The 22396-nt window shown below is 62.0% G+C and carries 28 protein-coding genes; 11 read left to right on the forward strand and 17 right to left on the reverse strand.

The window, feature by feature from the left end; genetic code table 11:
- Nucleotides 1-7: 7 nt before the first annotated feature.
- Nucleotides 8-343, reverse strand: coding sequence for an ArsR/SmtB family transcription factor (locus INT40_RS13780; RefSeq protein ID WP_101572738.1), 336 nt, complete (start codon nt 341-343; stop codon nt 8-10).
- A gap of 166 nt (nt 344-509) precedes the next feature.
- Here INT40_RS13780 and INT40_RS13785 point away from each other — a divergent pair, with 166 nt between their 5' ends.
- Nucleotides 510-1586 (forward strand): NADH:flavin oxidoreductase/NADH oxidase, encoded by a 1077-nt coding sequence (locus INT40_RS13785; protein WP_101572740.1) that lies wholly within the window; start codon nt 510-512, stop codon nt 1584-1586.
- A gap of 63 nt (nt 1587-1649) precedes the next feature.
- Here INT40_RS13785 and INT40_RS13790 read toward each other — a convergent pair whose 3' ends face one another.
- Complete coding sequence (locus INT40_RS13790; protein WP_193096297.1) at nt 1650-2309, reverse strand: TetR/AcrR family transcriptional regulator; 660 nt, start codon at nt 2307-2309, stop codon at nt 1650-1652.
- A 172-nt stretch (nt 2310-2481) separates the two neighbouring features.
- Here INT40_RS13790 and INT40_RS13795 point away from each other — a divergent pair, with 172 nt between their 5' ends.
- Nucleotides 2482-2742 carry a hypothetical protein gene (locus INT40_RS13795; protein ID WP_193096298.1) on the forward strand — a complete coding sequence of 87 codons (261 nt, stop codon included), beginning with the start codon at nt 2482-2484 and terminating at the stop codon, nt 2740-2742.
- On the opposite strand, the gene INT40_RS13800 is transcribed toward INT40_RS13795, so the two are convergent.
- From INT40_RS13800 to INT40_RS13845, 10 genes are all read right to left on the reverse strand, one after another.
- A complete protein-coding gene (locus INT40_RS13800; protein WP_193096299.1) occupies nt 2723-3577 on the reverse strand; it encodes a polyphosphate polymerase domain-containing protein in 855 nt (284 codons plus the stop codon). The genes INT40_RS13795 and INT40_RS13800 overlap by 20 nt on opposite strands.
- A 2-nt stretch (nt 3578-3579) precedes the next feature.
- Nucleotides 3580-4224: a DUF4956 domain-containing protein gene (locus tag INT40_RS13805; RefSeq protein ID WP_101572745.1), complete on the reverse strand. Its 645-nt coding sequence runs from the start codon at nt 4222-4224 to the stop codon at nt 3580-3582.
- A 106-nt stretch (nt 4225-4330) separates the two neighbouring features.
- Entirely contained in the window at nt 4331-4996 is a 666-nt protein-coding gene (locus INT40_RS13810) for a response regulator transcription factor (RefSeq protein ID WP_101572747.1), read from the reverse strand.
- On the reverse strand, nt 4993-6414 hold the full coding sequence (locus tag INT40_RS21230) for a sensor histidine kinase (RefSeq protein WP_193096300.1): 1422 nt from the start codon (nt 6412-6414) through the stop codon (nt 4993-4995). The genes INT40_RS13810 and INT40_RS21230 overlap by 4 nt, the downstream gene beginning before the upstream one ends.
- Before the next feature lie 17 nt (nt 6415-6431).
- The gene (locus INT40_RS13820; protein WP_193096301.1) at nt 6432-6821 is read right to left on the reverse strand and encodes a hypothetical protein; all 390 of its coding nucleotides are present in this window, start codon (nt 6819-6821) and stop codon (nt 6432-6434) included.
- Nucleotides 6822-6937: 116 nt separating this feature from the next.
- Complete coding sequence (gene crcB / locus INT40_RS13825) at nt 6938-7315, reverse strand: fluoride efflux transporter CrcB (RefSeq protein WP_101572751.1); 378 nt, start codon at nt 7313-7315, stop codon at nt 6938-6940.
- A complete protein-coding gene (locus INT40_RS13830) occupies nt 7312-7779 on the reverse strand; it encodes a fluoride efflux transporter FluC (protein WP_101572753.1) in 468 nt (155 codons plus the stop codon). Before INT40_RS13830 ends, crcB begins: the two co-directional genes overlap by 4 nt.
- Nucleotides 7776-8045 carry a hypothetical protein gene (locus INT40_RS13835; protein ID WP_101572755.1) on the reverse strand — a complete coding sequence of 90 codons (270 nt, stop codon included), beginning with the start codon at nt 8043-8045 and terminating at the stop codon, nt 7776-7778. Before INT40_RS13835 ends, INT40_RS13830 begins: the two co-directional genes overlap by 4 nt.
- Nucleotides 8046-8247: 202 nt before the next feature.
- The gene (locus tag INT40_RS13840) at nt 8248-8577 is read right to left on the reverse strand and encodes a nuclear transport factor 2 family protein (RefSeq protein ID WP_101572758.1); all 330 of its coding nucleotides are present in this window, start codon (nt 8575-8577) and stop codon (nt 8248-8250) included.
- 27 nt (nt 8578-8604) lie between these two features.
- Complete coding sequence (locus INT40_RS13845) at nt 8605-9360, reverse strand: SDR family oxidoreductase (protein WP_193096302.1); 756 nt, start codon at nt 9358-9360, stop codon at nt 8605-8607.
- 63 nt (nt 9361-9423) lie between these two features.
- Here INT40_RS13845 and INT40_RS13850 point away from each other — a divergent pair, with 63 nt between their 5' ends.
- Nucleotides 9424-10122 carry a TetR/AcrR family transcriptional regulator gene (locus INT40_RS13850; RefSeq protein WP_193072338.1) on the forward strand — a complete coding sequence of 233 codons (699 nt, stop codon included), beginning with the start codon at nt 9424-9426 and terminating at the stop codon, nt 10120-10122.
- Between the two features lie 84 nt (nt 10123-10206).
- On the opposite strand, the gene INT40_RS13855 is transcribed toward INT40_RS13850, so the two are convergent.
- Nucleotides 10207-11478, reverse strand: a complete 1272-nt coding sequence (locus INT40_RS13855) for a PLP-dependent aminotransferase family protein (protein WP_193096303.1) — start codon at nt 11476-11478, stop codon at nt 10207-10209.
- Nucleotides 11479-11629: 151 nt separating this feature from the next.
- Here INT40_RS13855 and INT40_RS13860 point away from each other — a divergent pair, with 151 nt between their 5' ends.
- The 5 genes from INT40_RS13860 to INT40_RS13880 all read left to right on the forward strand — a co-directional run bounded on the left by INT40_RS13860 (nt 11630) and on the right by INT40_RS13880 (nt 16935).
- Nucleotides 11630-12130, forward strand: coding sequence for a DinB family protein (locus tag INT40_RS13860; protein WP_193096304.1), 501 nt, complete (start codon nt 11630-11632; stop codon nt 12128-12130).
- Between the two features lie 159 nt (nt 12131-12289).
- The gene (locus INT40_RS13865; protein ID WP_193072342.1) at nt 12290-13576 is read left to right on the forward strand and encodes an adenylosuccinate synthase; all 1287 of its coding nucleotides are present in this window, start codon (nt 12290-12292) and stop codon (nt 13574-13576) included.
- 262 nt (nt 13577-13838) lie between these two features.
- Complete coding sequence (locus tag INT40_RS13870) at nt 13839-14876, forward strand: Bug family tripartite tricarboxylate transporter substrate binding protein (protein WP_193096305.1); 1038 nt, start codon at nt 13839-13841, stop codon at nt 14874-14876.
- Nucleotides 14873-15427 carry a tripartite tricarboxylate transporter TctB family protein gene (locus INT40_RS13875; protein ID WP_193096306.1) on the forward strand — a complete coding sequence of 185 codons (555 nt, stop codon included), beginning with the start codon at nt 14873-14875 and terminating at the stop codon, nt 15425-15427. The genes INT40_RS13870 and INT40_RS13875 overlap by 4 nt, the downstream gene beginning before the upstream one ends.
- Nucleotides 15424-16935: a tripartite tricarboxylate transporter permease gene (locus tag INT40_RS13880; RefSeq protein ID WP_193072345.1), complete on the forward strand. Its 1512-nt coding sequence runs from the start codon at nt 15424-15426 to the stop codon at nt 16933-16935. The genes INT40_RS13875 and INT40_RS13880 overlap by 4 nt, the downstream gene beginning before the upstream one ends.
- A gap of 74 nt (nt 16936-17009) precedes the next feature.
- On the opposite strand, the gene INT40_RS13885 is transcribed toward INT40_RS13880, so the two are convergent.
- Nucleotides 17010-17288, reverse strand: a complete 279-nt coding sequence (locus INT40_RS13885) for a hypothetical protein (protein ID WP_193072347.1) — start codon at nt 17286-17288, stop codon at nt 17010-17012.
- Between the two features lie 93 nt (nt 17289-17381).
- Between INT40_RS13885 and INT40_RS13890 the strand changes: the two genes are divergently transcribed.
- Nucleotides 17382-18290 carry an urea carboxylase-associated family protein gene (locus INT40_RS13890; RefSeq protein ID WP_319020925.1) on the forward strand — a complete coding sequence of 303 codons (909 nt, stop codon included), beginning with the start codon at nt 17382-17384 and terminating at the stop codon, nt 18288-18290.
- A gap of 2 nt (nt 18291-18292) precedes the next feature.
- On the opposite strand, the gene INT40_RS13895 is transcribed toward INT40_RS13890, so the two are convergent.
- Nucleotides 18293-19573, reverse strand: coding sequence for an MFS transporter (locus INT40_RS13895; RefSeq protein WP_226831345.1), 1281 nt, complete (start codon nt 19571-19573; stop codon nt 18293-18295).
- Between the two features lie 48 nt (nt 19574-19621).
- Here INT40_RS13895 and INT40_RS13900 point away from each other — a divergent pair, with 48 nt between their 5' ends.
- On the forward strand, nt 19622-19933 hold the full coding sequence (locus tag INT40_RS13900; RefSeq protein WP_193072349.1) for an ArsR/SmtB family transcription factor: 312 nt from the start codon (nt 19622-19624) through the stop codon (nt 19931-19933).
- A 90-nt stretch (nt 19934-20023) separates the two neighbouring features.
- Nucleotides 20024-20956: an arylamine N-acetyltransferase family protein gene (locus INT40_RS13905; RefSeq protein ID WP_193072350.1), complete on the forward strand. Its 933-nt coding sequence runs from the start codon at nt 20024-20026 to the stop codon at nt 20954-20956.
- Nucleotides 20957-20989: 33 nt separating this feature from the next.
- On the opposite strand, the gene INT40_RS13910 is transcribed toward INT40_RS13905, so the two are convergent.
- Together INT40_RS13910 and INT40_RS13915 are read right to left on the reverse strand one after the other, a co-directional pair.
- Nucleotides 20990-21487 carry an SRPBCC domain-containing protein gene (locus INT40_RS13910; RefSeq protein ID WP_193096307.1) on the reverse strand — a complete coding sequence of 166 codons (498 nt, stop codon included), beginning with the start codon at nt 21485-21487 and terminating at the stop codon, nt 20990-20992.
- 37 nt (nt 21488-21524) lie between these two features.
- On the reverse strand, nt 21525-22310 hold the full coding sequence (locus INT40_RS13915) for an ArsR/SmtB family transcription factor (RefSeq protein ID WP_193096308.1): 786 nt from the start codon (nt 22308-22310) through the stop codon (nt 21525-21527).
- Nucleotides 22311-22396 lie beyond the last annotated feature (86 nt).

Raw genomic sequence — 22396 nt, forward strand, 5'->3', positions numbered from 1 at the left:
ATCGACCTTAGGTCGAGACGACCGCGGCTCCGCCTTCGATGTTTTGAGCAGCGAAGACCGCGTCGAGGAGTCCGGGGAACCGTGCGTCAAGATCGTCCTTGCGCAGTGAGTTCATGATCGACGTGCCCTGGTACTCCTGGCGAATCACACCGGCCTCGCGCAGAGTCCGGAAGTGATAGGTCGATGTTGACTTCGATACCGGCAGCTCGAATGTTGCGCAGGCGTGATCCTGGTGGGTGGTGTTCAGTCGGCAGGCGATGTGCCGACGAATCGGGTCGGCAAGTGCGGCGAGCACGGTGTCGAGTCGCATCTCGTTCCGTTCGGGGTGTTCAAGGGTTCTCATCCGTCACCTCTTCGTCACGCTGATTCTTTCGTCACAGTGATTCACAGTCCTTTGATTATACGTTCTTCTTCGTAGTACGGTAAACATCGAAGTACGAGGAGCTTCGTACTTCATCTCGAGTTCAGCGCTCAAGGCTCGAGTCCACTACTGACGATCACGAGGTCATATGTCTCATCTGCTGTTCGAACCCCTCACCTTGCGCGGCCTGACTTTCCGCAACCGTGCCTGGGTGCCGCCGATGTGCCAGTATTCCGTGGACACCCTCGACGGCGTAGCCGCCCCGTGGCACGTCGTCCACTACGGATCCCTGGCCCGGGGCGGCGCAGGCGCAATCATCGTCGAAGCCACCGGCGTCACTCCCGAGGCGCGGATCTCCGCGAAAGACCTGGGCCTGTGGAATGACAAGCAGCGCGATGCACTGATCCCGGTAGTCGACTTCATGCACACGCAGGGGGCCGCGGCCGGGATCCAACTCGCCCACGCCGGCCGTAAGGCCTCGACCTACCCCGAGTGGGGCGCCGACCACGAAGGCAGTCTGCCCGAGAGCGAAGGCGGCTGGCAGACACTGGCTCCCTCACCCGAGGCGTTCCCCGGATTGGATGCTCCACGTGAGCTCACCGAAGCGGAGATCGCCGAGATCGTGGCTGCCTTCGCAGCCTCGGCGCGCAGGTCGATGGAGGCCGGCTTCGACTTTGTGGAGATCCACGGCGCGCACGGCTACCTGCTCCACGAATTCCTCTCCCCGCTGAGCAATACCCGCACCGATTCCTACGGCGGAACCCCGGAGAACCGGGCGCGCTTCCTGCTCGAGGTTGTCGATGCCACTCGCGCCGAGGTGGGCGAGGACGTTCCCGTGCTCGTGCGCCTGTCCGCGACGGACTGGACCGAGGGTGGGCTGAGCCTCGATGACACCGCGCGGCTGTCCGGCTGGTTGAAGGGCCATGGCGTCGACCTCGTCGATGTCTCCACCGGCGGCAACGTGATGGCCAAGATTCCTGTCGGCCCCGGCTACCAGACGAGCTTCGCCGAGGGGGTCCGCAGGCAGGCGGACATTCCGACCGCGGCGGTCGGACTCATCACCGAGCCCTTTCAGGCCGAACACATCCTGGCGACCGAGCAGGCAGATGTCATTCTTCTCGGCCGCGAATCGCTGCGTGACCCGAACTTCCCGCTCCGGGCCGCTGACGCTCTACGCCACGAGATCGATTACCGGCCGTCCCAGTACCACCGCGCGTATAAGTGACACGTCGCCCGTGAGGTGAACCAGTGCGCGTAGGTAAGCCGTCGTGCGCTTAGGTCGACCGACTCAGAGTTCAGAGACGGTGCGGATGCGCTCGATGAGGTCATCCAATCCGTCGCTGAATTCGCGTTGTGAGAGGTCTTCGGCCAGTTTGCCTTCCAGGCGCTTGACTGTTGCATACTCGGCAGGATCCTCTTCGGGTTCGTCACCGTCGCCGGCTACCGGCGCGATGTCGATGCCCATCGCGGTCACCTGGAGAAGGAGGTCGCCGAGGAGGAAGCTGGTGAAGGCCTTATAGGCCTTCACCGCGTGAGTCTCGGAGAAGCCGTAGCCGAGGAGTGAGGCAAGGAAATAGTCCAACCAGCGAACGCTGCGCAGAGGGGGCCGCAGCCAGGGGGCTTCAGGCGGCTGTGAGATCAGTAGGGGAAACATCCTCGGATGAGACAGCGCCAGATTGCGCATGGCGTTGGCAACGTGCTGGAAGTAGGCCTCCCAGCTCTTCGGTTGAGTCTGCATGAGTTCGTCGTCAAAGAGGCCGTCGATGAGTTCACGGACAGCGGCAGAGACGAGCTCTTCGCGACTGGAGACGTGCCGGTACAGGGCCATGGCCTCGACGTCGAGGGCGGTGCCCAGGCGGCGCATGGTCAGAGACTGGACCCCATATTCGTCGATATATGCGATCGCGGACTGAATGACATCCTTTCGGCGCAGGCGTGTGCGATTCATGAAATCTCCTTGTCTTCGAAGCGAGCGGTCGCGGGAGGCGAATCGGCCCGGCCCGGCAGGGTCATCGTAGCGATCCTACACGCGTCCCCGGCTGCTGTGATGGGCAACGAGCGATGGCCGTGACCCTGCCACTTCAGCGGTGGGGCCATGGCCATCGACATCAGATCAGCCCATGATGGTTGTTCCTCTACTTGACGTACAAGGCGCCTCCGGCCGAGCTGGAGGCGCCTTGTATATTCAGGTGGGGATGTATCCGGGTGTTTACAACGTAAATAACATATCAATTGATTCAGTTATTCACAAGCGCAAACCAGTTTTCGTGCTGATTGCTTCGATGCTGGAGGGTTTACGCGGTAAACGTGTGGGAGGTCTGGTCGCGATCGCTGAACACGGCAGCCCCTTCAGCCGCGAACTCACACGAAGTAACGTTTGATCGTCTGTTTCCACGGGTTGCTCGGCAGCTGCGGGTAGAGCAGTGACGCGGCTACGCAATACTTGCTGACCTTGTGCGGTCGGACGCCGTGCTGTTTGAGCAGCGCGTCCCAGATGCCGCCGCCACCGGCGGACTTCGTCTCGACGAGGACATCATCGGGACCGTCATGGGTCTCGTCCCCGTTGACCGCGCGAATGTTGAGGTCACACGTCAGTCGCTGATGGTCATGACACAGAGTGATCCGGTCGTAGATGGTTTCAAGCACCGGCTCCAATCGGTCGGCAGGGACCCGGCGGTGCGAGTCGCCGCCGATGATCGAATCGATGAACCCGATGTCGGTCTCCGACAGTGACCCTGGGCGATCGGTGGAGTGAGGGATTCGCTCCTTCACGGTCTGTCCCCGGTAACCCTTCGACTTGACCTCGAGGTGGCAGGTGCCGGTCTCCACGTAGGTTCTCGTTCGCACCTTGTACCGGTGACGACGTTCCTGGACATGGTCTCGGAAGAACCGGAAATCTGGGGAGTCGAAGTAGACGGTTCGGTACTCGAAGCATCTCTTCTGCCCGATCTCCAGCACGCTGAAGTCGTCCTCTGTGGCCTTGAGCAGTTCCACGAATAGGGCCCTCGGCAGGAAGTACTTCCGATCGACACGAGTCATGAGACGGGCCTGCGAATTGAGCTCGCCCAATGAGATGGAGTTCATGCGCAGCAGCTGCGCATCCAACTCGTTGGCCGCGGTGAGCTCGGCAGCCTGATCGAGTTCGTCCAGGTCAGCGAGGTCCAGGTGGGGCGAGGCCATCGCTGGGACCGCCTCGGCAATGGGGGTTCTGGTCATTGTCATTCCAGGTCCACCGGATGCTCAGGCCGCGTGCCCACCGCGATGTGATTGTCAGCCAGGTGGTCTGTCTGAGATGTCTGAGGCGCTTGTGACCTGCGGTGGGGCTTAGCCTTGTATCGCACATCGACCAGCGTCGTGTCTCGCACCAGATCGATGTCGAGGACCTCTGCTCGTACGGTATCGGCGGCGAACATGTCGGCCAGGTGAGCGATGAGCTCGTCCTGATCGGTGATCGCGCGATCGAGTGTCAGCGTGTGACGGTGCGTCGAGGACGCGATCATGGGGCTGTCGAGCACAGCGATGGCGACCAGGACCAGCGCGGAGAGCGTCGGTGTCAGCCAGGCAGGATCGGGATGCAGTCCAGCCAGGAGACCCAAAGCCAGTGCGGTGAAGTAGTAGGCGATCTCCTGCTGGGTGATCTGATCCGAGCGCAGCCGGATGATCGAGAGGATGCCGAAGAGGCCCATGCCCAACCCGACACCCACCTCCACCGAGCCCAGCGCCAGCGTCACGGCAACGACTCCGATATTCAGTGCCACATAGGACAGCAGCAGATCACGGCGACGGTGCCTGCGGAAGTACAGGACGTAGGCCAGGATGACAATGGCGACCAGGTCAGTGCCCAGTGCGAGAACAAGCGACATTTTTTCCTCCTTGATGACGTTCACCATCAAGACTGTCGTCCCCATCTAAGGCGACGATGAGGTGAAGATGAGAGCTTTCACATCTCTGCGGCGCTCACCTCGACGATCAGTCGATGACTCGCAGACGATACCCCGCCCCGCGGACAGTCTCGATCGTGTCGTGGCCCAGCTTCTCCCGCAGATACCTGACATAGACGTCGACGACATTCGAGCCGGGGTCGAAATCGAGTCCCCACACTCTGCTCAGCAGCTGGGCTCGGCTGAGCACCTGGTCGGGGTGCTGGAGGAAGACCTCAAGCAGCGTGAACTCGCGTGAGCTGAGTTCAATGGCACGCTCACCGACCAGTGCCCGGCGGGTGCGGATGTCGAGGGCCAGACTGCCAACCCTGAGCACACTCGGGTCCTGCGGGGTGGAGGGACGCAGCCGCAGTCGGACACGAGCCAGCAGCTCGTCGAAGGCGAAGGGCTTGCTCATATAGTCGTCGGCGCCGCCGGACAGTCCTGCCACGGTGTCCTCGGTCGATTCGCGGGCGGTAAGGATGATGACCGGGAGATCGTGGCGTTCGCCTCTGATCAGGCGCAGCACGCTGAAGCCGTCCAGCCCAGGCAGGCCCAGGTCCAGGATGACGAGGTCGAATTGTCCGGTGCGCACGAGGTCGATCGCGGTGTAACCGTCGTCGGCGATCTCGGTTGCGTACCCTTCTGCCTTCAGCCCCTTGTTCACGAAGGACGCGATTCGGTCCTCGTCTTCGACGATGAGAATGCGGGTCACTGGTCCTCCACTTCCGGATGGTGCCATGGCAATTCGATGAGGAATGTCGCTCCCTCTCCTTCAACTGAGCTGACTGAGACGCTACCACCGTGAGCCCTGGCGATGCGGTCGACGATCGTCAGGCCAAGCCCCGTCCCGCGTCTGCCGGGTTTGGCCTTCTTGCTGCGGGCGAAGCGTTGGAAGATGCGTTCGCGGTCTTCTTCGGCCACACCGGATCCGGTGTCTCGGACCCACAGTTCGATGGTGTCGGCTGTGGTGCGGCCGCCGAAGGCGATGGTGTCACCGGTGTCGGTATGATCGACGCTGTTGGCGGCCAGTTGCAGCAGTGCCTGGGTCAGCCGCTGCTCGTCGACGATGCCGAACGCTTCAGGGGTGGCATCGATGACCCAGTTGCGCGTCCCCAGGGCAGTTGCTTTGGAGAAGCTTTCGAAGACCAGATCGGTGATATCCGTCGGTGCGAGCATGAGGAAGTCAGGACCTTCGCTGCCGGCGAGCATGATGAGCTCGTCGACAAGTCGGGACATGCGTCGCAGCTCATCTCCGACGAGGTCGAGCGTGTACTCCCGGTCTTCGGGGTCATCGCCCATGACGTCGAGATGGCCGCGGACGACGGTGATCGGGGTGCGCAGTTCGTGCCCAGCATCATCAAGGAACTGCCGTTGGCCGGCGAACGCGGCTTCGAGCCGGTCGAGCATCCGGTTGAAGGTCACGCCGAGGTGGGCCACATCGTCATTGCCCGTGACCTCGATCCGCCGGCTGAGATCCTCTTCGCCGATCCGCGACGCAGTTTCGCTCAACTGCCTGATCGGGGACAGTACCCGTCCGGCGACCAGCCAGCCGAAGATTCCCGCCATGGCCAGAGCGATGACGGCGATGATCGTCATGGTCCAGATCGTCGCCCATGCCTCGTCGTATTCGGGGGTGAGGTATTCGACGATGACCAGCTGCCCCGTCTGCGAGCTGCCCTGCATCTGGATGGGAACGATCGCATAGGTCACCGGGCCGGCGGGAGTGGAACGTTCGTTGATTTCGGGAGTAGCCACCTTGGCAGCCTCAGCGACGAACTCGGCATCTTGGTCGAGCCGAAAGGGCGGATTGTCGACGCTGCGCTGGTCTTCTTTCCCATCCACGATGCTGAAGAACGTTTCTGTGTGTTCGGGCAGGTTGTTCTGCAGATGGCTGGTCATCAGTGCTTGAACGGAGTTGAAGCCTCCGCCGTCGCCAGAGCTCGGGCTGCTCGCGAAGTCGCGGAACTTCTCCACCTCGTGCTGCAGCTCAGTGTGGGCCTGGACCTTGACACGGGAGAGCTCTGCCCGGGCAGTGGTGACGACGATGATCGACACGGCGATGGTGAGGATGAGCAGAATCCACCCGAGGATGCGCGTGCGGGCGGTCACGCCTCGGCGGATCTCAGACATTCACGTCCTCGCCCAGCTCAGTCATCGTCGTATCGGTCGTCGTCATCGTCGTCTGAGTCGTCGTGGTCGTCATCGTCATCGTCTGCGTCGTCGATATCGTCGTCGTCGTCATCGTAATCGTCATCGTCGCCGGCAGTCCTGGGCGGACCTGGTTTGATTCGGTCTGCGCCATGGGCGGTTCCGGTGGAATTACTCGAATCAGAGGGCTGTGGTGCCGGGCTCTGGGACGTGTCGAGGGTCGGCTCATCCGTAGGCGTGGGAGGCGATGGGGGTGCTGTCGGCGTCGGGACGACTACCGGCGGGCCGAGGTGAGTGTCGTCCTCGGCCAGCGTCTTGCCGGCGCCGAACCAGCCCAAAGCGCCGAGGAGGACGACCCCGATCACCAGAAGCCATCCGTAGCGTCCCATACGACAAGTATGGACGAAGCGGCGCCGAGGTTGGGCGCCGCAGCGATGAGAATGCTCTCATGATGTGCCGGTGAATTGGACTGGGGTGAGGTGAGGTGGGCATACGGCTCCAGCAGCTACAGCTGTCCGCCGACCCACAGTCCCAGCCCTGCCGCAGTGGTCGCAAGGACCAACGTCCCGAGACCACTGATGAGGCCGGCCGTCCACCTGCGCTCCTGAACGAGGAGTACAGTCTCGAAGCTGGCCGTCGAGAACGTCGTGTACCCGCCGAGGAATCCCGTGCCGATCACAAGCTGCCAGGCCTCGGGCAGGATGTGGGACGTGGCCAGTCCGGTGAGCAGGCCCAATGCGAGGGATCCGCTGACATTGATGATGATCGTCCCCCACGGGATCGCTCCATTCACACGTGACTTGATGAGGCCGTCGAGGAGCATCCGTGCCGCTGCGCCGATGCCGCCGGCCAGGGCCAAAGCGATGAAGAGGAGCGGAGTCATTGCGCACCTCGGCGATCATGGGCTGCGCTCGCCGCTGCGATTCCCGCCCAGGTGGCAATCGCGCCGATGAGGAGGGTGGTCAGGCCATATGCGATGCCGGTGCCGGGAGAGCCGCTGCCGATGAGCGTTGCAGCATCGGTGGCCAGCGCACTGTACGTGGTGAAACCGCCCATGAAGCCGGTGCCCACCATGATGCGCACTGTGCGTCGGCGTCCCTCGTCGGGACCTAGGCGGGCCAGCGCATCGAGAAGGAGACCGAGCAGGAACGCGCCGAGGATGTTGACCGCGAAGATCGCCACCGGAATCCCAGCCAGTGGTGGAAAAGCCAGTGACACCGCCTCGCGTGCGGCCGTGCCCAGGGTGCCGCCGACTACGGCGAGGCCGAGATAGGGAAGCCGGAGGTGCGCCGGTCGCCGGTGTAACGGTCGCCGGTGCGGCGCTCGCCAGGAATTCGGCCGGCTCATCGATCGCCTCCCTTGGAGTCTTCGGGATTCGACGGTGCTGGTTCGTGACTCGACGCGAGTGGGACGACGATCATCTGTGCGTCGACTTCCTCGGCGATGCGGGTCAGTTCCTGTGCAGGGCCGCCGGCGAGCCACCGGGTCGTCCAATCCACGGTCGAACCGCGCAGGATCTCGGAGATCGCGGAGTGCAGGTCCGGGTCGAACTCAGGGGCCACCTCGGCGGGCTGGCCGGGGGCGACGCCGACGACGATGGGTGCACTGTGCATGGGATCTCCTACCTTTCGGGCATGCTGACGCCGGTTGAGGTAGGGACTGTTGTCGGAGAACCGAGGTTGGGTACGGCGAGCCCCACCGCCGCGACGCTGGTGTGCGTCCCCTTCATTCTGCCACAGGGGGCATGCGAAGGAACCGCCGGATGACAGGCATCCGGCGGTTCCTTGACACTGAATATGACGGAGAGGGGAGGTTTCAGCCCTCGCGGATGGTCATTCTGCTCAGCTTGTCGCCGGCGACGACGAAGGCGAACGAGGACCGGCCATTTGCGTGTGTTGAGCGCCAGTCACCGATGACGGTGATCTCATCGCCGTCGGTACTGACCTCTTCGGGGGTGAGTGTGCCGGTCGCGCCGATGAATTCCTTGTCGCTCCAGGCCCTGATCGCCTCACGTCCGGTGAATTCGCGGCCCCAGTCATCGACCGTGCCATCGGTGGTGAATGCGTCCAAGAATCCCTGGTCATCGTGGGCATTGACGGTGTCGATGAAGCCGGCGACGGGTTCGGGAATCTGCAGATCTGACATGGTGTCTCCTTAAGTTCTGTGGTCGACTCAGCGGGTGGTGTATCCGCCGTTGGCGAAGATCGTCTGGCCGGTGATCCACCAGCCATCGGTGGCGAGGAAACGCACGATCGGTGCGATGTCCTCGATCCGCGTGAGCTGATTGCCCATGGCCTGCGATTTGTGGAACTCTACCCGCTCAGGTGTTTCCTGGCCGTAGAAGAAAGGGGTGTCCATGGGGCCGGGTGCGATCGCCGTGACCGATATTCCGCGCTCTGCGTACTCTTTTGCCGCCGCCCTGGTGAAGTGCTCGACCGGGCTCTTGCCTCCGGCGTAGGTCGAGTAGCCGTCGGTGAACGCCGCGAGCAGCGCCGTGACGATTGTGACGATCTTCCCGTTGTCGGCCAGGTGATTCCCGGCCTCCTTGATGAAGAAGTATGCGGCCTTGGAGTTGATGTCGAACATCGAGTCGTACTCGTCTTCCGTGGTGTCCGCGATGGGTTTGCGCAGCACCTTGCCGGTCGTGTTGATCGCAATGTCGATCGTCCCCAGCGCCGAGGTGGCATCGGCGAACAGCGTCTCGACGTTGGCGGGCTGGGTGAGGTCTCCGGTCAGGAGCACGCCCTTCGCCCCGCTGGCTTCGACCGCGGCGAGCGTCTCTTCGGCCTCGGGGCGGGAGGACTCGGAGTTGTAGTGGATGGCGATATCGGCACCTGCCTCGGCGGCCTGTCGGGCGATGAGCCCGCCCAGATTCTTGCCGCCGCCGGCGATGAGAACTGTCTTGCCCTGAAGCGAATGGTTGGTCATGTCGTCTCCATCTATATCGGTGGTATATCGTGCTATATCGACAATACACGATAATATAGCGACATGACAGACATGGCCTCAATCGATACACGGACCCGGTTGCTCAATGCGGCTGCGGACCTTATTGCTGCGGCTCCCGGTGAGGATTTCTCGCTGCGTGCGGTCTGTGATGCTGTGGGCGTGAAGATGCCGACTCTGTATCACTTCTTCGGCAATAAGCAGGGGCTCATCGAGGCCGTCATCGAACGTGGCTTCGACATGTACCTGTCGGCCAAGTCCGCCTCTGAATCCAGCGGGGACCCGATTCAGGACCTGCGGATGGGTTGGGATGCGCATGTGTCCTTCGGGTTGGAGAACCCGGGCTTCTACACGCTCATGTACGGCAAGGTGCGGCCTGGGTATTCGCCGGAGGCGCAGTCGAAGCCCAGTGAGATCCTGCGTTCGCTGACACGGCAGGCCGAGGGGCAGGGGCGGTTGGTGGTCGGTTACGAGCAGGCAGCCGCCCACATCCTGGCGACGAACATCGGAGTGACCTTGCGCCTGATCATCCAGGGCAAGGACGACCCGGACCTTTCAGCAGGAGTGCGCGAAGGTGTGCTCGCGGCGATCACCGGAACAGCGCAGGCCGGCGACGATGAGAGGCGTTTGGGGCATTCGGTCATCGAGCGCGCGGCGGCGCACCCGGAGATTCTCGGCACGACCGAGACCGCGCTGCTCATCCAATGGATCAGCCGCCTCGGCGAGGGTGACGGGAAGCTCTAGAGCGCGAGCGCCGCGCTTAAGGGCACGAACGCGGCGCTCGAGTGATCGAACGCCGCGCTCGAGGGGAAACTCGTCAGTGCTGAGTCAGTGGCGGGCGTGGGAACGAGCCGAGTTGTACTTGTCGACGGCTCGGCGCAGACGCTGCAGACCCTCCTCGATACGCTGCGGTTCCGCCGAGGCGAAGCACAGCCGCAGCGCGTTCGTGAAGTCACCGGTCTGGGAGAACGCCGTGCCGGGAATATAGGCCACGCCTTCCTCCAGAGCCACTGGCATGAGGTCCTCGGTGTTGACGGTTTCGTCGTTGAACGTCACCCACAGGAAGAAGCCCCCGTCGGGATCCGTCGAGCGTACCTCCTGGCCGAAGAGCCGTTCGAGACCGGACGTCATGGTCTGCTTGCGCTCGCCGTAGGAGCGGCGCAGATGGGCGACGTGCGTTTCCGCGTTGCCGTCGTTGAGCCATTTCGCGACCATGTGCTGAGTCGGCAGGCTCGTGCACGAGTCCATGACCTGCTTGGCGTTGATGATGAGGCCGCGCAGCTCCGGGTCGGCGTCGAGCCAGCCGATGCGCAGCCCGGGGGCGACGAACTTGGAGAAGGTGCGCACACCGAAGATCAGCGGATCGTTGGGACTGAGCTGGCTCAGTGAAGGGAGGTCCTCCCCGGAGAAGCGCAGCGTGCTGTACGGATTGTCTTCGAGGATGACCGAGTTGTGGCGGTGGGCGAACTCCAGGAGCTTCTCGCGCCGGGCCAGTGACATCGTCACTCCGGCCGGGTTCTGGAATGTCGGGACCGTATAGATCACAGAGGGCGCCCGCCCGGCCCGCGCCACGATGTCTTCGAGCAAGTCCACCTGCATGCCCTCTTCGTCGACGGGCACCTCGGCGATCTCGGCCTCATAGCTCAGTGCTGTGGCCGAGCCGTTCGTGTACGTGGGAGCCTCGCAGAGGACGAGGTCTCCGGGGCTGACGAAGAGTTTGAACCCGAGGTCGATTCCCTGCATGCCGCCGGTGGTGATGACCAGACGGTCACGGTTGCCGAAATGCTCGGCAGGGATCTGACCGGTCTCCTGCAGGTAGTTCAGCAGCGCGTCGATGAGGACCGGTTCGCCCTCCGTTGCCCCGTAGGTGAAGCTCTCGGGGGTGAATACGCTGTTCGCGATCCGGGCGAAATCCTCGGACGGCAGCATGTCTGGGGCAGGTGCGCCCATGCCGAATTTGACGATGTCGTGATCGTAGGTGGCAAGCATCGCCACGGAGGAATCGATGACGGAGCCGACGAGGTGCTCAGCCCGGCTGGCGAATGGAAGTGGCGGACGCGATGGTGTTGAGGATGAAGCGGACGGGCTCGCGATAGACATGACGACCTCCAACGGGGCTGCAAGCCTGACGTCGACGTCACCGGCGACGTTCAGGAGCACTGTGCCCGAACGACGGAACTACTGGTGACCTCAGCATAAGTACGACAAGCTCGGCGGGGCAAGAGGCTGGGCGGGGCCTATGCTGGTGCCCATGGTCGACTCCCGTGAGCGAGACATCACAAATGCTCCCATCGATGAGCAGCTGCCCGCGCTTGTCGACGAGCACCGGAACAGGCTCCTGGCCTGCCTGGACGGGGTGAGCGAGGACGAGGCGAGACGTTCCCTGGTGCAGAGCCGGACGACTCTGCTGTCCTTGGCCAAGCACGCGATCTTCGTCGAAACCGTCTGGTTCGGGGAAGTCGTGACCGGGCGGTACCGGACCGAATACGGGTTGCCGAGTGACTCCGGTGACTCGTTCATTCTCGGCGACGAGGACACCGTGGAAAGCGTCACCGAGGCCTACTGGCAGGCCGTCGATGCCTCACATCACGCAGTGGAATCGATGACTCTGGACACAGTGCTCACAGGACATCGGTCGGGGCCGATGCCCCTGCGCTGGATCTATCTCCATATGCTGCGCGAGCTGGCTCAGCACTGCGGGCATGCGGAGATTCTGCGTGAGCAGATCATCGCGCAGCGGACTCAGATGTAGAACGACCGCTTGGCCAGCTGTAGAACGACCGCTAGGCCAGCGTTCAGATGTAGTGCTGGCTTCGCGTCTGCATAACCTGCTCGCTGTCGTGTCATGGTGACCCAGTAGACTAATGCGGTAATGACATCCCCTCCCTTCACTTCGAGGTGAACAACTCTCATGCCAGCAATCGTTGTCGTCGGCGCCCAATGGGGTGACGAAGGTAAAGGCAAAACGACCGATATCCTCGGGACCAGCGTCGACTACGTGGTCAAGCCCAATGGCGGGAACAACGCAGGTCACACGGTTGTCGTCGGCGGTGAGAAGTACGAACTCAAACTGTTGCCGGCAGGCATCCTCTCACCCAACGTCACCCCGGTCATCGGCAACGGCGTCGTCGTCAACCTCGAAGCACTGTTCGAGGAGATCGAGGCTCTGGAATCCCGCGGAGCAGACACGTCGAAGCTGCGGATCTCGGCCAACGCCCACCTCGTCGCGCCCTATCACCAGACCCTGGACAAGGTGACCGAACGGTTCCTGGGCAAACGTGCCATCGGCACCACCGGACGCGGCATCGGGCCCGCCTACATGGACAAGATCGGACGCCTGGGCATCCGCGTCCAGGACATCTTCGATGAGTCGATCCTGCGCCAGAAGATCGAAGGTTCGCTGCGGCAGAAGAACGAACTCCTCGTCAAGGTCTACAACCGTCGGGCCGTCGACGTCGAGGAGATCGTCGAATACTTCGAGCCTTTCATCGAACGCCTGCGCCCCTACGTTGCAGAGACCGAGCAGCTGCTCAACGATGCTCTCGACCGTGGCGAAGTCATCGTCATGGAGGGTGGCCAAGCGACCATGCTCGACGTTGACCACGGCACCTACCCGTTCGTGACCTCGTCGAACCCGACTGCCGGCGGATCCTGCGTCGGTTCGGGGATCGGCCCCACCCGCATCAACCGAGTCGTCGGAATCGTCAAGGCCTACACCACACGTGTGGGTGCCGGACCATTCCCCACGGAACTCTTCGACGACATGGGGGAGTACCTGCAGAAGGCCGGCGGTGAGTTCGGAGTCAACACCGGACGTCCGCGCCGCTGCGGTTGGTACGACGCTGTCATCGCCCGTTACGCTGCACGCGTCAACGGTTTCACCGACTACGTGCTGACGAAGCTCGACGTGCTCACCGGCATCGAGAGAATCCCCGTGTGCGTGGCCTACGAAGTCGACGGAGTCCGCCAGGATGAGATGCCGATGTCGCAGACCGAGTTCCACCACGCCAAGCCCATCTTCGAATACTTCGACGGCTGGACTGAGGACATCACCGGAGCCAGGACCTTCGATGACCTGCCGGAGAACGCCCAGAAGTACGTGCTCGCACTCGAGGAGCGCTCGGGCTGCCGGATGTCGGTCATCGGCGTCGGTCCCGACCGCGAACAGTCGATCGTCAGGCATGACCTGCTGGACTGAGGCTCCTTCGCGAGGCTGAAGCTCTGTGAGACTTAAGAGTGGGAAACGCATCGCGAAGTAGACGTTTGAGCACCTGAGACAGGTGAACAGTAAAGGGCGGGACCGACAGATCATGTCGGTCCTGCCCTTCGCTGTGCTCAGTGTTGTAGTCCGGATGGGGTGTGCCGATATGCGGGATCTCGAGGCTCCGTTCTCAGCTCGTGTGTCTCATTCTCGCAGGGATCGTTGAGGTATGAAGTCATCAGCGGGTAACGTGCGGACCATGCTCCACTTCGGAATCCCACTGGCGCGATCATCCTCGCTGAAGCGGGCTGTCAGACGCATCGGCGCAGCATCCATCGGACTCTCGCTGATAGCCGTGACGACGGCGTGCATGCCCGATATCGACAGAAACGAAGGCTTTCCGCCTCCTCGTGTCACCGCTATTGCAGCTGGGTCTCCAGGCGGCGGCCTCGACCTGACTACACGTATCACCAGCGACGGATTCGAAGCAGCGGATATCGACACTTTCATGTCGATCGAAAACATGGGCGGTGGGGGAGGGAACCCAGCTCGCGCCGCGGTTCTGCAGCGGGAGAACGACGGCACTTCCGTCGTTTTCGAATCTAACCGCATCTTCCTCTCGAACATCACCGGAACCACCACAATGTCGCTGGAGGACTTCACCCCCATCGCTCAGCTGACCACCGACTACGAAGTGTGGATCGTGAAGGCCGGGTCGGAATACGACTCGGCAAAGAAGGTTCTCAACGACGTCAAGGGGGACCCGAGTTCGGTCAACTTCGGAATCGGAACGGTCCCCAGTGATGATCAGCTCAATGTCCTCCGCCCCGCCAGCGAATTCGGAGTCGACGAACTCTCCAAACTCAATCTCGTTGCATTCTCTGATGGTGGGGACCTCAACAACGAGCTGTTGGGCGGACGGATCGACGTGGCGTCGACCGGAATGTCGGAAGCCATGGAACTTGTCGACAGTGGAGACATCGAGATCATTGCGGTGTCGGCACCGGAACCAGTGGACCTGGCACCTGGGGTGCCGACATGGCACGACCTCGGAATGGACATCACCATCAACCACTGGCGAGGTGTCTTCGGTCCGGCAGACATGCCCGAAGACGCAGTCGACTGGTGGCGTAAGGCGTTGCAGGAGGCAGTGGAGACCGACGATTTCGTCAAACAATCTGACGCCTTGGGAATCAACCCCGACTACCTCGCGGGTGACGAATGGCTCGAGACGGTGATTCAACCCGAGAAGAAGGAATCGACAGAGGTGCTGAAGAAAGTGGGGCTGGTGAAATGAGTGCGAACACCGAACCCACCGCAACCGACACGGTCGATGAACCGTACTTGGAAGCCGGAAGTCGTACCACCTCGGCGGGAATTTCGACCATTGTTCTTGGCTTTCTCGCGGTCTTCTTCTTCATCAACGCGCTTCTGCTTCCAAGCTCTGCCGGTGAGGACGGCATCGGTCCGAAATCATTTCCCGTTGTTGTCGGCATCGTTCTACTGTGCACAACGATCCTTGGCATCGTCGCCATCCTGCGCGGCGGCGTTGAAGTCAGACCTGTCGGTGGGGGCGAAATTCTTCGTGTCGGCTGGTGCATCGTCCTCTTCGGTCTGTACGCGGCATCGGTCTTTCTCATCGGTTTCGTCGAAGCCTCGGTGATCTTCTCGATGCTCGTGTCGATGACGGTGTTCGGTGTCCGGCTCAGCCTGGCCCGAGCCTGCGGCCTCTTCGCCATCAACATCGTCATAGCGATGGTGCTGTTCCTCATCTTCGATGTCTGGCTCAACGTCCTCCTGCCAGTCGGCTGGCTTGAATACTGGGTCTTTGGAGGTCTGCAGCTATGAACACTGTCAATGAACTGCTCTCGGCCCTCGGCGGAATCGCCACCTCGCCGAGCTTGCTGCTGATCATCCTCGGAGGAGTCATCCTCGGGACAGTCGCTGGCCTGTTGCCCGGCATCGGCCCGTCGACTGCGATTGCGCTGCTGCTGCCGGTCGCGATTACGGTTCCGGCCGAAATCTCCTTGCCGCTTATGGTGTCTTTGTACCTTGGGGCCGAATACGGCGGGAGGATCTCCGCGATCCTGCTGAATATTCCCGGGGATCCGGGTGCCATCATGACTACCCTCGACGGGCATCCGATGGCGTTGAAGGGCAAGGCCGCAACCGCGCTGTCGATCTCAGCCATCGCCTCATTCGTCGGAAGTGTGCTGGCCTTCCTCGGTCTCGCATTCATTGCCGGACCGATGTCGGAGTTGGGACTGGCATTCGGTCCGGGAGCGTACTTCGCCGTCGTCGTGATGGCGCTCGTCCTCAGTGCAACCCTGGTCGGATCGGCACCGATGCTGGGGCTGACCGCTGTGGCCATCGGCGTCGCTGTTTCAACCGTCGGCATCGAACTTCAATCCGGCCTTCCCCGGTTCACCTTCGGCAGCTTCACGTTGTTGGAAGGCATTGACCCGATTGTCGCGATCATCGGTGTATTCGGTGTCGGAGAGATCCTCGCCAGCACCACGATGGGCAAAGACTCCCAAGTCATGTCGAAGCTGTCAGGGAGGTTCCTGCCCACCGGTCGTGAACTCAGACAGGGAACACTTCCGAGTCTGCGCGGATCCGTCATCGGCTTCATCGCAGGTGTCCTGCCTGGCGCGGGCACGACAATCGCAGCCTTCTTCTCCTATGGTCTGGAAAAGCGCCTTGCTCCGGAATCGGCCGGAATGGGCAAAGGTGCGGTTCGAGGGCTGGTTGCTCCTGAGTCCGCGAACAATGCCGCTGTCTCCGGTTCGATGGTGCCCCTGCTGACATTGGGCATTCCCGGCTCGGGCACCACCGCAGTGCTGCTCGCCTATCTGATGATGTACGGCCTCAATCCAGGACCCGGATTCTTCGACGCCAATCCGGAACTCGCATGGACGATCATCGGTGCGCTGCTGGTCAGCGCGATCATGGGTGTCGTCATCAATATCGGCGCATCTCCTCTGCTCGCGAAGATCCTCTCAATCCCGATGCCCTTCATGGCTCCGGTCATCCTCATGCTCGCGCTCATCTCCTGCTACAGCATTCACAATTCTGTGACTGACGTATATATCGCTTTGGCGTTTGGAGTACTCGGATATGTCATGCGGCTGGTTGGAATGGCGCCTGCGCTGCTGGTGATCGGACTGGTCCTGGGCGAGATGCTCGAGCGCAACTTGCAACAGGCGCTGGGCCTGACAGGCGGCAATTTCTGGGCCGTGATCTCCGACCCGCTTGCCATGGTCTTCATCATCATTGCCCTGCTCGCCCTCGTCTCGGTGCTGCCGTGGCGACGGATGTTCGGAAAGAAGAAGACCGATGCGAAGACGAAAGTCTGAATCGAACCCAGAAGAGCTGAAATACGGCGGGGCCGATAGATCTTGTTGCTCTGCCCGTGCAGCTGCCGCCGCAGCTAGCCGCGCAGTTCGCGGATCGCCTCGATACCTCCGTCATACGCGGCAGAGATGTCTTCGAGAGCGATCCGATCCGGCAGATCGCCGGCGGACTGATGTCTGAGCATGAACTCCACAGCGGCCCGAGCGGTGGCTTCGTCATTGCGCAGCACACCATCCGAGACGTCTTCGGCATCGGAGAGGATGAGCACGATCTCCTCTGTTCCGGCACCCGTATGAATGCTGGCGAGGAACTCTCCGGTGTCCTGTAGTTCGATGTCGATGCTCTCTTCAACCATTTCGGTCTCCTACGGTGCGGCGCGAACGGCGGCTCTCTTTTCAGCATAGACCTCGTCGACAACCACTTGGGCCGCAGGCGGCAACGTGGCATCGTGGCAGACAGGCCACCGGACATCGCGGTTGGAGCAACGCCGGACACAGCAGCAGGGGAGACGATCATGGCAGAGAACGCACGTCTGACCGAAGCGGCCTACCAGGGCCCCGCGCTCGACGTCGACGAAGACTTCCACGGACGAATCGGGCAGGACACGGACAACCGGGAGATCGTCGACGAATTCACGATTCCGATCCGTTCCGGTCAGGCATGGGATGTGCCAGCGGGTCACGTCTGTCGAATCTCCACAATCGAGGGACCGCAGGTCGGCGACCTCAATCTGTGGAACCGCCACGATCCCCGGGAGAGATTCTGGGCATCGCGCACCCGCCAACTTCAGGCCGCACACCTGTCGACCTTCGACCGTCTGTGGTCGACCCTGCCCTTCCTGCGACCGATGGCCACAATCGTCAACGACACTCTGGCCGACTACGGCACCGACCCCGAAGGCGGCCGACTTCATGACACTCTCGGCACTCGTTGCGATCCCTACGTCTCGACGATGCTCAGTGGAGTCGACTTCGACTATCACTGCCACTCGAACTTGGTCCGGGCCATCCTCCCGTTCGGGCTTACCGAGTTCGACGTCCACGATGTCCTCAACGTCTTTCAATGCACGGGACTGAATGACAACGACGAATACTTCATGAAGACTTGTCCCGCCAGACCTGGCGACCACTTCGAATTCTTCGCGGAACAGGACCTTCTGGCAGCCCTCTCCACCTGCCCCGGCGGAGACCTGTCCAAGCCGATGTTCGGCGAAGGCAATGACGACCCGGTCGAGAACTGCCACCCACTTCAGGTCACGGTCTATGCGCTGCCAGAGAACCTCCTCGGCGACTGGAGAGAACCGAGCTCACCGAACTACCGTGGTGGACACGGTCTCAAGCCTCAGACCTGGTCTTAGCCTTAAGCGACCTGGTTCTCGGCAGCGTACGGGCGCCCGCCACTGAACCAGCGGAGGAGTGCGGCACAGATGGCGAGAAACGCCACGAAGCCGCCGTACCAGCAGGCAGTGGCGAAGAGTCCGATGGCGGGGACGAGGACACCGGCGATGACGACCGGAAGTCCGAATGCCAGATAGCAGACGACGAAGACGGCGGCCATCACCTCAGCGTTGGCTTCCGGCTTCACGACTGCCTGGATGGTTTTCAGGGCACCTGGGAAAGCGGTGCCGAACCCGGTGCCGGTGATGACGACCGCGAGGCAGTACAGCTGAGGCGAATTGAGGGAGAGCGCCACCAGGGTCAGGGTGCTGCCGACGGCGAGTGAGATCGTGCCGAAGAGGGTGACGGTGCGCGCGGATCGGTCGCGCATGAAGAATCCCGCCAGCCCACCGGCGCCGGCGAGCATCGTGACGATCAGTCCGCTGACCAGATGGGAACTCGAATGGAACTCGGCGGTGATGATGTTGGCACCGAGGGACAGGTACAACCCTCCCGTGGCCCAGCCTGCGATGAAGGCCGGCACCGCGAACAGGAACGCCTTGCGGACTTCCCGCGGCAGTGCAGCGCGCGGCAGAAGAGATGCCCATGCGCCACTTCGACGAGTCGAGGTCTCCGGCAGGACCCAGATGATGCCGGCAAGAAGCAGATAGGTTCCCACGAGCGTCCCGAAGACCACCGTCGAACCGCCGCCATCGATGAACACAGCGAGAGTCGCTCCCGCGAACAACCCTCCGATGGCCAGTCCCACCATCGCGGAGATGGCGTTCCAGGAGGAAGCCGAGCCGGGCTTGTGCGGCAACTCCAGATCGACGACCGTCGCTGACAATGTCGACAGCAGAACCCCGCTGGCCATTCCTTGGACGACGCGAGACAAGATCAGCGCCACTGCACTATCGGCATGCCAGAACAGGACCATGCTGAGGGCGAGCACCACGAAGGCCGCGCAGATCACGGGTCGGCGTCCGACGTGGTCAGACAGTGCGCCGGCAGTGAGCAGAGTCGCCAGCAAGGCTACGGCGTAAGCGGCGAAGACCACCGTGATCATCACAGGGGCAAAACCGAACTCTGCCTGGATTACAGGGTAGAACGGAGACGGTGCGCTGGCACCGGCCATCATCGCCGAGGTGGCGATCAGGACTAGGCGCAGACGCCAGCGCTCACGCGACCACCAGGCAGAGGTGGGTGCCGGCTGAGCTGCGGAAGCAGGAGCTTCTTCCGTAATGTTCGAAACTTTTGGAACCATTATTGGAGAGTATACGAGATGCTCAGACAGTTCAACTATTATCGAACTATGGTTGCCAATGAAAAACTGCCACACCCGGATCGCGAGGACATCGAGCTGACCTCAGTACTCTTCGCTCTCAGCGACGACGCCAGGCTGGCTCTGGTTCAGCAGCTGCGGTCGGGGCCGATGGATATGGCCGACTGTTCGGCACTGGGACCGGGCGTGCCGAAGTCGACTCGCTCGCATCAGGTGAAGGTGCTGCGTGAGGCCGGTGTCATCATCAGTGAGCTCCATGGTCGGAATCGACGACTGACGCTGCGCCGTGAAGACATCGACGCGCGCTTTCCCGGGCTGCTGGAGTCCGTGCTGCAGGGGTGACGGCAGCTTTCTCGCTGCTGCTTCCACCTCGACACCGCATCCATCCCGACAATCTATCCACCCCGATTCTGGATCCCAGGAGATCAAATCATGACGCAGCTCTCGCTCCTCAACCGGTACGCAGAGCGGCTCGGTCTGCGCGATTCTGCTCCAGAACTGTGCCGTCGAGCCAAGGGGACAACCACACAGCTGATCGACCTTCTCGATGAGCTCCTGCAGGCGCACACGCAGGCGATCTGCTTTGAGAACCTCGAGGTCATTGCGAACCTTGCTCGGGGCGAGCTGAAAGCGGTTTCGCTCGATTTCGAGTCGGTGGCTGACAAGCTGCTCGATTCCAAACGTGGTGGATACTGCCACGAACACGCCACCCTCACCCGCGCGGTTCTGACCGAACTGGGAATCTCGGCGCATCCGATCATGGCTCGCGTCCACCTCGGCGAGGGCCGGGTCGCACCTGGCGCGCTGACACATCAGGCGACGATCGTTCGGGTCGATGCTCGCAGCTTCCTCGTGGATCCTGGGTTCGGCGGCGGAACACCGGAAGTTGCACTCGAACTGTCGACGTCCGCCCCGGCGCGGATGACGCCGCGTGGTGAACATCGCCTCGTGCCGGCGGAAGTGGCGCTTGATCCTGATATGCAGGCAGAGGCCGAGTGGGCTCTGCAGTCTCGGACGAGTCGCGACCAGGAGTTCCGCACCGTCTATGCCTTCGCCGATGTGCCCCGGCCGCAGGCCGATCTTGAACTGGCGAACTGGTTCACTTCAACGAAGCCGGGGACTCCTTTCACCGGGCCGCCTGTCCTCGCACGTTCGCTGCCCGACGGCATCAAGCTGACCTTGGACGGACGCCGATTGCGACGAGTTTCCTACAGCCCGGACGGTGATCGCACCGAACACGCGATCGCAGACGCCGCAGAGTTCGCCGAGGTCCTCACTGCCGAATTCGGACTTGGGGTGGACAGGGAATTCTCCGATGTGGCCTGGAATGCAGCCATGTCCACGACGGACGACGGACTGTCCTGAAGCGAGACTGGGCTGTGGCCCTTCGGCGAGGCGTCACCCAGCCTTTTGGGCGCCGACCTCGGCAGCCACCTCGGCGGCCACCTCGGCAGCTGAACTCGGAGTGACGGGACGAGCCTCCGCCCCGGCCATCAGTGCCTGCAAGCCGACAGTGAGGTGGTGCCCCCAGGCTGTCGTGCACACGGGGTGACAGGCGAGCTGAGGCCGGAGTCCGACGTGGGTGAAGTCGACTCGAGTGCCGTGACTCAGCTCGACGAATTCGAAGATGATGTCGGTGCCGACCCACTCGTCGAGTTCCAGGCGATGCTCAGAGGGGATGACCTGCCAGGACAGTCTCCTTCCCGCGAGAGACTCGCCGACTCGAAATTTCGAGTAGTGGATTCCCGGGACCTCATAGATGAAGGACTCGGCCACGTGACGGGCAGATCCCGAGATCATGGTGTTCCACCAGATGTTCGGCTGTGCCGCGAATGAAAATGCTTCGGACGGTGTGCATGGAGCAGTGAACGTAGAAGTGAAATTGTCATTTTCCATTGTGCTTCCGTTTCGAATGAGAGCTGCAGCATGTCGTTCAAGAGGTTGTGTAGGGGAGCGCCTCGCCGCTCTCCAGGTAGGACTTGAGGCTGGCGAGAATGGCCGGCCAGCCCTGGGAGATACCATCGAGCATGCCTTTGTCTGGCAGGTTCGTGTGGGTCACGGTGAGCTTGACGACCTCACCAGTCTGTTCGATGTCATAAGTGACGACCGACCCCTTGGTCTCCAGCGGCTGTGCGGCGGGCTGAAATGTGAAGACCAGTCTCTCCGGTGGGCGGCTCTCGAGTATTCGACCCCAGATGTCGTAGTCGCCCACGGGGTCACCGTTTTTGCGGTGGGTCCATTCGGAGCCGGCCTGCCAGTCTGAGACATTCGCGATTCCACTCCAGTAGATCGGCGTGACGTCGGCGTTGGTGAGCGCATCCCAGACATCCTCGCGGGAGGCTCGGATATAGGTCACGTAGACGTAATCGGGAAATTCGTTGGTGGTGGTCATTGCTGTCTCCTCGGCTCGTTTTTTGACGGCGTCGATGGCGTCAAAGTGCTGCTGGTCGAAATCACGGGTCCAGCGCCGCTCGATTTCGTGGATAGGAAGCGGATTGAGATAGTGGCGCCGCTCCCGTCCCTTACGGATGACGACGATCAGATTGGCGTCGACGAGTTGGTCGATGTGCTGGGTCAACGACTGTCGAGCCATTGAAACTCCTTCGCAGAGGTCGCGCAGCGACTGCCCGTTCTCACGTCGAAGCTCATCGAGAAGTCGTCGTCTGGTGGGATCAGAAAGGGCCTTGAATGCCTTATCGAGATCATCTGCGTCGGTCACATCTCTAATATGCAGGTAAATACCTGCATAAGTCAATAGGTGGAGGGTACCCGCTGCGTAAGTGCGGTCGGCGCGGGCCTGCGCGC

The sequence above is a fragment of the Brevibacterium sp. FME17 genome, assembly GCF_014897515.1.
Classification (GTDB): Bacteria; Actinomycetota; Actinomycetes; order Actinomycetales; family Brevibacteriaceae; genus Brevibacterium.